Origin of the sequence: Desulfamplus magnetovallimortis, from assembly GCF_900170035.1 — a bacterium.
Classification (GTDB): domain Bacteria; phylum Desulfobacterota; class Desulfobacteria; order Desulfobacterales; family Desulfobacteraceae; genus Desulfamplus; species Desulfamplus magnetovallimortis.
On the sequence record NZ_LT828565.1, the window covers coordinates 34,800 to 43,961 of the forward strand.

The following is a 9,162-nucleotide window of genomic DNA, read 5'->3' on the forward strand; positions in this document are numbered from 1 at the left end:
TGGGGCTGGGGGAGAAATCCCCCCGGCTACCCGATTGGGAATATTTCCTCGTTAAAACGCCCACCAAACCCGAATAACTTTTAAGGTTTCGTTGCCTGATTTTATGACAATTCACTTGCCACGCCTCGAAGTCTAAACATTACAAATTATATATAAGCCTATAATAAAAGGAATCTTTAACCCATTCGCTGCAAATTGGATCACGGTAGTTCCCGTTTCCTTGATGATTCTTAGCCTTGCAACCACCGGTACAGATGTATTTTAACTCACAGTTACTGCAATATTGGATATTTTCGACACTCGTTTTCACTTGAAGCTCCTTAAAAAAAGACAAAAGGTCATGTAGCATATCTCGCTTGATCGTCTTAATGTTTCCATAATTTCCTGTAGACCAAAAACATGGATAAATATCACCTTTGCTTTCAATCCCCAATCCCAAACCAATACCGCAATTAGAGAATTTGCAGCCAGACTTAAATGAGTAAAGCCTTTCTTTGTTGAATCGTTCTGAGTACCAGCTAACTATTTTATGTGTCTCTTGTACAATATCGCTTAGGCAATTTTTATAAAACTTCTCACCAGATCTGCGATCCAATTCCTTTACCGCTCGCCCTTCCCAGTCGAAATCTGGATCAATTTTTAAACTTAAATTATCAAAATAGTAATCTTCTATGAAGGAAACAAAATCATTTTTCATCTCATCAAAATTGTGCGGCATGACTAAGTATGCTAAAGTCGTATGTATATTGTTTGAAGCAAGTAGTTCAAGCGTTTTAAGGAAATTTTTGTAATTACCTTGCCCACGAATATATTCATAGGTCGTCTCTCTTATGCCTTCACAACTAATTTGAATTTTCCCAATTACATCCCGAAATTCTGAGAAAAAATCAGCACTAAGCAGTTTTCCATTTGTATAAATATCTGCTACACAGGAATGTTCTCTTAACCAATTCAAAAGGTTAGGTAACCATGAAACGGTTAGAATCTCACCACCGCTTAACACTATATCAAGTGGTTTCTCGACTTCATCCATAAGCATTTGGAAGAATCTTGTTAATTGTACAAACGAAATTTCATCAAATAGCATTTCACCTGCTCCCATATAGCAATGCTTGCAATGCATATTGCACTTGTGTGTAGCAATTAAATGTACTGAGTAATGGGAATACTCATGTATGTCAACATCATTGGGAACAGGGTTCTGAACGAATTCGTTATTTGATATTTTCTTAATGACTTGAGAACGAGTGTTTTTTTGCTTACATAAAGAGAGTAATTCATTCCCATTATAAATAAGTGACTGTGAAAGAAGATCTAAATACACTTCCAATTCGCTGTCACTGAAAGTCACCCACGCCGGCTTATCTGGATAAATCAGTAAATTCACGTTATCTCTACGTACTTTAAAATAGTCATCAATCAGTTTGATTAATGTTTCTTCATTGCCCGTTGTCATAATTAAAACTATCCAGTTATGGCTATTTTATACAAAAAAAAGAGAACCATTCATTAAGAAGGACTCTCTTTTAGGGGAACGTATGACCTAACATCCCTTTGCTTTATGGTAATGACGGCAATACCCTCTTGACATATTAACGGTACCACTCTTCAACTTTTTTTCTTCCGATGCTTTGAGTGTCACTGGTGTCAATTGCTCTTTTTTCAATGTTTTATTCCTCCTGTTGTACATCTTTATTTAAAAAATGGGATTTCTGTCATAAGTATTAACTTTTTGAAATTCAAAAAATTACGTTATCATCACCACATACCACACCTCCTTTTTGTTTATCTGCTTTCAGACAAAATTGAGCATAAGGGGGATCATAGAAAACGTACACGGATTGCAGGTAAATTATTTATATAATTTTCAGTCAACTCAGCTTTTCCACCAGATTTAATAATTATTGATTCTAAATTATCACTCAAGCCAGCAATATTTGTGTATTCGGATTCAACGTGCATGATTGCCTTTTCCCAAAGAGCATCTGATATCTGTTGAATTTGTTGGTCTGTATCTTTCATTGACAAATCACTACAATTATCTAAATATATGATATTTCTTAATAGTTGTATGAGTTCCCTTGCCTTGGAGTAATCGTCTTTACCGTTCTTCTTTAAGCAGACACAAGCCTTGTCTTCGTCAACTTTCCCATTTACAATAGCTTCAGATAATGCACCCGAAAAGAGTACCTGTACGCGTTTTTCTAAATAATTTATTATTTCTTGGGTTGAAACTAAAGGTTTAACAAGAATTATTCCAGACGCAGCTTCGTTTTCAGAATCGTTTAAATTAACTTTGATGCCCTGTGTTCTAAATCCTAAAACACGTGCTATAATGTAATGTCCAACTTCATGAAGTGCTACCCGATTTGTATTTAAACGATCAATGAGTAAATTATTCATTTTTATTTCTTCCTCAAACCAGGTTTAAAATTGTGAGTCTGTCAAATACGGCGATAGAATTTGTTGGCCGAACCTATGATAACGATTTTTCTCAATCCGTGGAGCCCAACGCCGAGCCATGTTTCTTTTATTACGCATTCTCAGAGACTTTGTTTACAAATTCATCAGAAGAGATACTAAAAACTTCAACACATATACTTTTTACACATAATTTTAATAGTTTTTCTATATTTTCAGCACGTTGTTCTAAGTTAGGAAATTCTTCAACAATAGCTTCAAAGTCCTTTTTGTATCTCTTGCCAATTTTTTCATGCGTAAGATACACTTCTTTATTTTTCCAAATAAGATATACTCCGCCCCCACCAAGAATGGCAACTGCAACTGCAAGTGGTGGGTTGGAAGCCATTAAAGTGCCCATTCCCCCAAAAAAGCCTAAAAATCCCAATCCAAGTAAACCACCAATAGCAACATAAATATACCAACCAAGTTTTCTTATTATAAAAATAAGAAATTTAAGGAATTTTTGAAAAGCATTCCCTTGAAGTTTTTTACGTGTTGGCGGATCTAACAATGAATTGTATAAGTTAATTTTATCTTTTGCTATTTGGGTAGCTTCAGCAAGAAAACTGGAAAATTCTTTATAAACTGATACCTGATACTTCATATATCACCATATCTTTCTATTTTAACCCATAAAAAGTTGCTTGCCTTTACTTTGAATTTTTCAATAACAAGTTCTTCTGGCATAGTCCCATTATCTTTTGTTCGAAGAGAAACTTCCTTTTCTTCCGGATATTCAGGATCATCAAATTCAAAAGCCTTTACTCCATATTCCTGCAATTTGTCTTCATCTATTACATAAACATATCCATCAGTTGCATTTTTATTTTGATCTGTTGTCGCAAATTTTTCAGCTATTTTTGGATTTCTTGTCGTTGAAATGAAGCAATCACTACGCATACCTGATTCAATTTGGTGAGATCGAGCTGCATTATTTTCAGATTTTCCATGTGTAAATTTAGCGTCATGTCTTAATTTTTTATCCCCATAACGCATTGTAACTTCAGATTTATCACCTTTCGGACGAAGCTTACCCTTACAAATTGCATCTAATTGCTTTGATACACCTCTATACAACTTTTTCATAACCAACAATCCTTACTGATCTAAATATAACAGTGCAAACAAATGGAAACTTTTCATTATATCGAAGACAATATAAGGTACCGAGTTTCCATGATAACTGATATTGAAGCATTGGAAATGGAAAAGCACCTTCTACACTTCATTTCTTAGTCGACTTCTTAGAATGGGTTCTTTGATAACAGTTTGTGTGATGAATAAGGATGATATTGTCCTTATCCACTCCACCGTAAAGTCTCGGTATCATTATGGTACTTGTATGAATCGAAGAAGCAATCATTATGCATAATCCCAATCAGATGAAAAATCAAGAAGAATCTTTAAGTGATTCGTATATCCATTATGTTACAATAACATTTTAAACTATTGGTATTAAAGCGACATAACATTTTTTTATTGACATCTTCACATTAACAATCTAATCAGGGAACCAAAATACAGATACTTTAACATCAACAAGACTTTGAGGAAGCTTGAATGTTCACAAGCGCCATTGTTCGAACACCTGGAAAAAGTATGATCAACGGAATCACCAGTGCTGATTTGGGACAACCGGATTATGAAAAAGCACTCCATCAACACGAGCAGTACATCAAAGCACTTGAAAAATGTGGAGTTCAAGTAACGGTTCTTGAAGCTGATGAAGCATATCCTGACTCTACCTTTATCGAAGATGTAGCTCTACTGACAAAATCATGTGCCATCATTACAAATCCAGGGGCACTATCCCGGCAGGGTGAGACTGAATCAATCAAACCAATTCTGAAAGACTATTTCAAAAATATTGAGGAAATAACCTCCCCAGGAACAGTAGAAGCAGGTGATATCATGATGGTGGGGGAACATTTCTATATCGGCATTTCAGATCGAACAAATGAAGATGGTGCTCAACAAATGATTGCTCATCTTGAAAAATATGGAATGTCCGGTTCCATGGATAAGTTGGAGACAGTTCTCCATCTTAAGACTGGAGTATCATACCTGGAAAATAATAATCTGGTGGCCACCGGAGAGTTTCTGGAAAAAGAAGAATTTCAATCATTCAATCTGATTGAGATTGAAGAGGATGAAACATATGCCGCTAACTGTATTTGGGTTAATGGGACTGTGATCATTCCAGCAGGTTATCCGAAAGCACAAAGAAGCATCTCAGAAAAAGGATATCCCGTTATCGAATTGGATGTGTCAGAGTTCGAAAATTGGATGGTGGATTGAGTTGTTTGTCCTTGAGATTCTGAAAATTCTCCCCAAGGGAGAAAATTGAAAGCAAGAGATTTTGAAGTAAAAGCCCTCTATAAAAGAACTCTAACTTCGCAGTTAAAGTTGAACTATCCAGGTGTTGCCGTTAACTATGAAGATAATATCAGGGGATCAATTACCCAAGAGGATAGTCCTGCTAAGACATAATCACAGCCTTTTTCCCATATAGATCACAGTCTGTTCCGGTCAAGATCAACCCAAATCAAAAATTTTAAAGAATCCTATCAATAGATATTTCCTGATCATCTTTTGATATTTCTCAATGGTTTAAGCAAATACTCCAGACCATTTACTTTTATCTCATGAACCATCTGGAGCATCTGACCAAGTTTACCATTTGGAAATCCTTTTTGAGAAAACCATACCAAGTAAGGTTCAGGAAGATCAATCAAAAGTAAATTCTTATTTTATTAAATGAATAATTGGCATAATCAAATATTTTTTTGTGAACAACCTAATTTCAGAATTTTTTTTCAGAAATTTTGCTATAGAAGGACTATATTTGTAATAGATTTTAATAAAAAATCTTCCTAATTGATAATTCGCCAATGTTCCATCTCTAAAATGTTGTAATTTCGCAACTTCGTTTGAATAACTACCAAAGCATACTGTAGCAATAAAACAACTACCGTCATACTCGTCTTCATCGTCGTCACCATCTTCTTCTATTGCTTCCTTTATTCTCATTTTCCACAACTCTTGTTCAGGAGGACTTAAATTTTCAAGATAATTTATAAAATCCTCTTTTTCTTTTAGATTCATTTTGTCAAAGCTCAATATTTTCTCCCAGCTTACATTTATTTACAGACGTCTTGACATTGGTTTGGCAAAACGCGCTCCCATGAAACTAAACAAAAATTTTTATGATATCAAAAATAATATACGAAGCAGAATTTCCATAATAGCTGATAAAGCAGAAAAACATTATTCGCACACTTCGTTTCTTAGTCGATTTTTCAGAATAGACTCTTTATAGTAATTTAAACGGAAAAACCAATAGTATCTTCTATATTCACTACGCGCGATAAGTTCCGTATCACATGATTCTTGCAATTATCGAGAAGCCATTAATTATCTGCATAAACTCAAATGATGAATAGGTCAAGAATTATCTTTCAAAAATACAAGCTTAAGAATTATTACAATAACATTGTATAATATTTTGTACGTAAATCTCAATATAACTCATGACAAAGTATCATGTTTCAACCAGCTGATAATACATTGAATATTTCTATATGTATTTTAGCACTGCTTGGAGGTGGCCGACGTTAGAACCAACCCCAAGAAGATGGAAGCATATGCGGCAAACTGTATTTGGGTTAATGGAACGGTGATAGTTCCAGAGGGATACCCCAAAGCCAAAAGAAGTATAACAGAAAAAGGATATCCCGTTATAGAAGTTAATGTGTCAGAGTTCCGAATGTTAGATGGTGGATAGAGTTGCCTATTCTTGAGATTTTGAAAACTCTCCCCAAGGGAGAATATTGGAGATGGGTGTGGAAGAACCATAAAAAACGATCTATAACTTCAACATCGCAGTTGAAGTAAAACTATAGAGACTCTGCCGTTAACTATGGAGATGATATCGGGGGATCAATTGCCCAAGAGAGTAGTTCTTCTAAGACTTCATCACCGCCTTTTCCCCATATAGATCACAGACTGTTCCGGTCAAGATAAACCCAAATTAAAATTTTGAAATTTGGAACTAAGCAACTACTATCTTTTAGCTGGGGGGGGGTAGATAAACAATCGACGACAAGCGGATTCGTCTGAAAGATGGTGGGAGTTAAATACTTGCTTAAAAAATAACTAAGGACTGTCCAGTAAGAATTAATAGTTTGTTTAACTTAAGCAAATTCAATTTTCTCAGGTTTTAAAGATTCTAAATGTCTAAAAGTATTTTAAAAACAAAATTATTTAGGGTAATCATGATTTTCTATATGCATAACCATTCTATCCTCTAAATAGTATAAATCTTTTATATTTCCAAATTCTCCAAATTCTTTTAAAACAGATTGAAAAATAGGGGTGTTTCTTTCTATTTTTAGAAATTCATCTGTTTTTTTACTATTAAATGCGAGTTGGTAAAATATTAAATCAGAGCCATTTATTTTGACTTCTTTTGAAGGTACAAATGAAATTTTCTCTACTCTGTCGGATTTTCGATAATGAATTAAACAATAATCCATAAAACACCTCGCATTATTATATGCTCAAAAAATCATATTAGCACACAAATAATAATCGATTTACTTTTTAAGTTTTTTGAAAATTAAAACCAGAGCTAATGAACATTTCCTCTCTAAAAACATTTAATTTTTTTCTATCTTTTTTTTAATACAATATTTTAACATTGCTGAATTCAGGCATTGAATATTTTAAAAAAAATCATTTGTCAAGTCTTTGTAGTAGCTGGGAATCATTGAAGTTGTTAAACATTACCAAATACAGCCTCAAAAGCAAAAAACACATACATACTCATACTTCAGATAAAGAAATTGATGTTAGCACCGGTCGAAATCTGCCCCACCTAACACAGTTACTTTGTGATTCACGCAGAATCCCAGAGTATGAGATCGCCAGAAAACGTGTGGATATAGAGGTTGCACAAAAAAGAAATTATCTATACTATAACTGCAACAATAATACTTAGATTTCAATGGATTTGTCCAATCTGTCGAACCAAAATTCGATGATAGCGGTTGAATTTCAATTATTCACATATATCATAGCATTATTAGTAGTTTAGTTGTGTCGAAATTTGATATTATATATATCATATTGTAGTTGGGCAGTTAGACAGTATCTATATCTATTAAGTATTCGTAGTTATAATTAATTACTTGATGATCCATGAATTGATTGTCTGATGATTGGTATTAAATTTTTATCCCCATATAGTTCTAATAACCCACCTTTGTGTTTTCAATTCCCCAGAGAATATCAGACAAACTTCATCTTCATCTGTATGCAATTACACCGTAAAAATGATTCTTATCTCAAAGAAGTTCAGTTAAAGTGCCCAGTTTGGGGGTCCTAAATTTGGTGACCCCAAATCAAAAAATTGCTGGTAACGAACATCAATATCAACATGAACTTCTCCGATCCTCAATAGATCCTTGATTGATAAAATAGGGTTGAGATGAGCAGAGATATCATGAAATAACCAGCAATGGTGAACTCTTTCTCGGGTTCTTGAATCATTCCAATTCGTATTTTCAATTCCGTCATTGTCATCTATGATGGGATAGTCCACTTTTACAATATGGTTATCGTCATCCTCATCATATAGAGGATCTTTTTCTGATAAAGCACACCAAATTTTAATTTCAATTTCCGTATCATCAATACGTCGGTTGGGATCTTGAGCATCATGCTTGATCTGCCTATGAATTTTTTTATATTCCGATAAAATAATTTTTTCAATTTTATATATTTTATCACTCAAAATCTTTATGGCTTCGTCATCTTCCTCGGATAATTCATTGTAAATACAGGGTCCTTGTCGAAATCCAAATTGATGAGCGTTTAACGCAGTTTCTAATTTTTCAGCTGTAAAACTAATTCTCCACACCAATTCCTTAGCTATTTTATGCTCTTTTTTTTGGTAAAGAGATTCAGTGTCAGTTAATATCGATTTGATTTTATTTATCATTTCGTCAGTAAATTCGTTTAATTCTTTTTTCATTTTAACATCCCTTAAATTCTATATCCCCGATGAAAAATTTATTGTCGCTATTTAAAAGGTACTGTAGTCTATTTGAGGCTAAATTATATTTGTTGGTTAAATTTCGTATTTGGGGAACTCTTCATCAGAGATCACGGGTAATATCGTCAGCCTAAAAAGAGTTGGAAGTTGCTTGTTGTAACTACACCCCCAACAGAAACTATTCAAATTGTTATTGGAATTTTTGGAGATTACACCACTAATGTTTGTAATATCATCAAGAGTTATGAGGTCAGGGTTTGAGTAAGAGAGAATGGCTAAGATGCTGTTTGCTTCTTTGAAATTTGTTGATTGTATATGAGTTAATCGTTTGGTTGCTTCAACGCTCTTTTGATATGTGCTTGCAACGGAACAAGCAGTGCCCTTACTATTCTGTAAAGCGATCATAATGTCAGCAAAATCAATGCCAACTAAGATAGGTATTATTAAAATACTACTTACATCTACTATTGTGATTGCTGCAAAGGTTTTAAAAGTGCTTTTCGGTAGACTGATAATTGCTTCTTTTGAATCTTGAGTCGTTGCGGATTTAAATGGTGAGTCAAATTGGTTTGATGTTATTGTGATAACCAGCTTTGCTGCTGACTGTAATATTACATCTCTTGCAATGAAAAAGTCTTTTTCAA

The 9,162-nt window shown here is 33.9% G+C and carries 10 protein-coding genes; 1 reads left to right on the plus strand and 9 read right to left on the minus strand.

Annotation, left to right across the window (positions count from 1 at the left end):
- Positions 1-139: 139 nt before the first annotated feature.
- The 4 genes from MTBBW1_RS25430 to MTBBW1_RS25445 all read right to left on the minus strand — a co-directional run bounded on the left by MTBBW1_RS25430 (position 140) and on the right by MTBBW1_RS25445 (position 3,549).
- Complete coding sequence (locus MTBBW1_RS25430; RefSeq protein ID WP_080809301.1) at positions 140-1,456, minus strand: radical SAM/SPASM domain-containing protein; 1,317 nt, start codon at positions 1,454-1,456, stop codon at positions 140-142.
- 365 nt (positions 1,457-1,821) lie between these two features.
- Positions 1,822-2,403, minus strand: coding sequence for a zinc metalloprotease (locus MTBBW1_RS25435; protein WP_080809304.1), 582 nt, complete (start codon positions 2,401-2,403; stop codon positions 1,822-1,824).
- 130 nt (positions 2,404-2,533) lie between these two features.
- Positions 2,534-3,067, minus strand: coding sequence for a hypothetical protein (locus MTBBW1_RS25440; RefSeq protein WP_080809309.1), 534 nt, complete (start codon positions 3,065-3,067; stop codon positions 2,534-2,536).
- Positions 3,064-3,549 (minus strand): hypothetical protein, encoded by a 486-nt coding sequence (locus MTBBW1_RS25445; RefSeq protein WP_080809312.1) that lies wholly within the window; start codon positions 3,547-3,549, stop codon positions 3,064-3,066. The genes MTBBW1_RS25440 and MTBBW1_RS25445 overlap by 4 nt, the downstream gene beginning before the upstream one ends.
- Before the next feature lie 513 nt (positions 3,550-4,062).
- Here MTBBW1_RS25445 and MTBBW1_RS25450 point away from each other — a divergent pair.
- Positions 4,063-4,761 (plus strand): dimethylarginine dimethylaminohydrolase family protein, encoded by a 699-nt coding sequence (locus tag MTBBW1_RS25450; RefSeq protein ID WP_281255694.1) that lies wholly within the window; start codon positions 4,063-4,065, stop codon positions 4,759-4,761.
- Positions 4,762-5,048: 287 nt separating this feature from the next.
- Here MTBBW1_RS25450 and MTBBW1_RS25455 read toward each other — a convergent pair whose 3' ends face one another.
- The 5 genes from MTBBW1_RS25455 to MTBBW1_RS28750 all read right to left on the minus strand — a co-directional run.
- Positions 5,049-5,198 carry a DUF3820 family protein gene (locus tag MTBBW1_RS25455; RefSeq protein ID WP_080809316.1) on the minus strand — a complete coding sequence of 50 codons (150 nt, stop codon included), beginning with the start codon at positions 5,196-5,198 and terminating at the stop codon, positions 5,049-5,051.
- A 10-nt stretch (positions 5,199-5,208) separates the two neighbouring features.
- A complete protein-coding gene (locus MTBBW1_RS25460) occupies positions 5,209-5,583 on the minus strand; it encodes a CFI-box-CTERM domain-containing protein (protein ID WP_139786905.1) in 375 nt (124 codons plus the stop codon).
- A 1,139-nt stretch (positions 5,584-6,722) separates the two neighbouring features.
- Positions 6,723-6,998: a hypothetical protein gene (locus MTBBW1_RS25470; protein WP_080809324.1), complete on the minus strand. Its 276-nt coding sequence runs from the start codon at positions 6,996-6,998 to the stop codon at positions 6,723-6,725.
- Positions 6,999-7,822: 824 nt separating this feature from the next.
- On the minus strand, positions 7,823-8,497 hold the full coding sequence (locus MTBBW1_RS25475; protein ID WP_080809328.1) for a hypothetical protein: 675 nt from the start codon (positions 8,495-8,497) through the stop codon (positions 7,823-7,825).
- Positions 8,498-8,593: 96 nt separating this feature from the next.
- Positions 8,594-9,162: FtsZ/tubulin family protein (locus MTBBW1_RS28750; RefSeq protein WP_186441709.1), on the minus strand; the 569-nt coding region annotated here is incomplete at its 5' end.

What these genes read in the sequence shown, in the direction of transcription:
- MTBBW1_RS25435 (WP_080809304.1), bottom strand. Translation starts at nt 2,403, where the DNA reads ATGAATAATTTACTCATTGATCGTTTAAATACAAATCGGGTAGCACTT.
- MTBBW1_RS25440 (WP_080809309.1), bottom strand. Translation starts at nt 3,067, where the DNA reads ATGAAGTATCAGGTATCAGTTTATAAAGAATTTTCCAGTTTTCTTGCT.
- MTBBW1_RS25475 (WP_080809328.1), bottom strand. Translation starts at nt 8,497, where the DNA reads ATGAAAAAAGAATTAAACGAATTTACTGACGAAATGATAAATAAAATC.
- MTBBW1_RS25450 (WP_281255694.1), top strand. Translation starts at nt 4,063, where the DNA reads ATGATCAACGGAATCACCAGTGCTGATTTGGGACAACCGGATTATGAA.
- MTBBW1_RS25430 (WP_080809301.1), bottom strand. Translation starts at nt 1,456, where the DNA reads ATGACAACGGGCAATGAAGAAACATTAATCAAACTGATTGATGACTAT.
- MTBBW1_RS25445 (WP_080809312.1), bottom strand. Translation starts at nt 3,549, where the DNA reads ATGAAAAAGTTGTATAGAGGTGTATCAAAGCAATTAGATGCAATTTGT.
- MTBBW1_RS25470 (WP_080809324.1), bottom strand. Translation starts at nt 6,998, where the DNA reads ATGGATTATTGTTTAATTCATTATCGAAAATCCGACAGAGTAGAGAAA.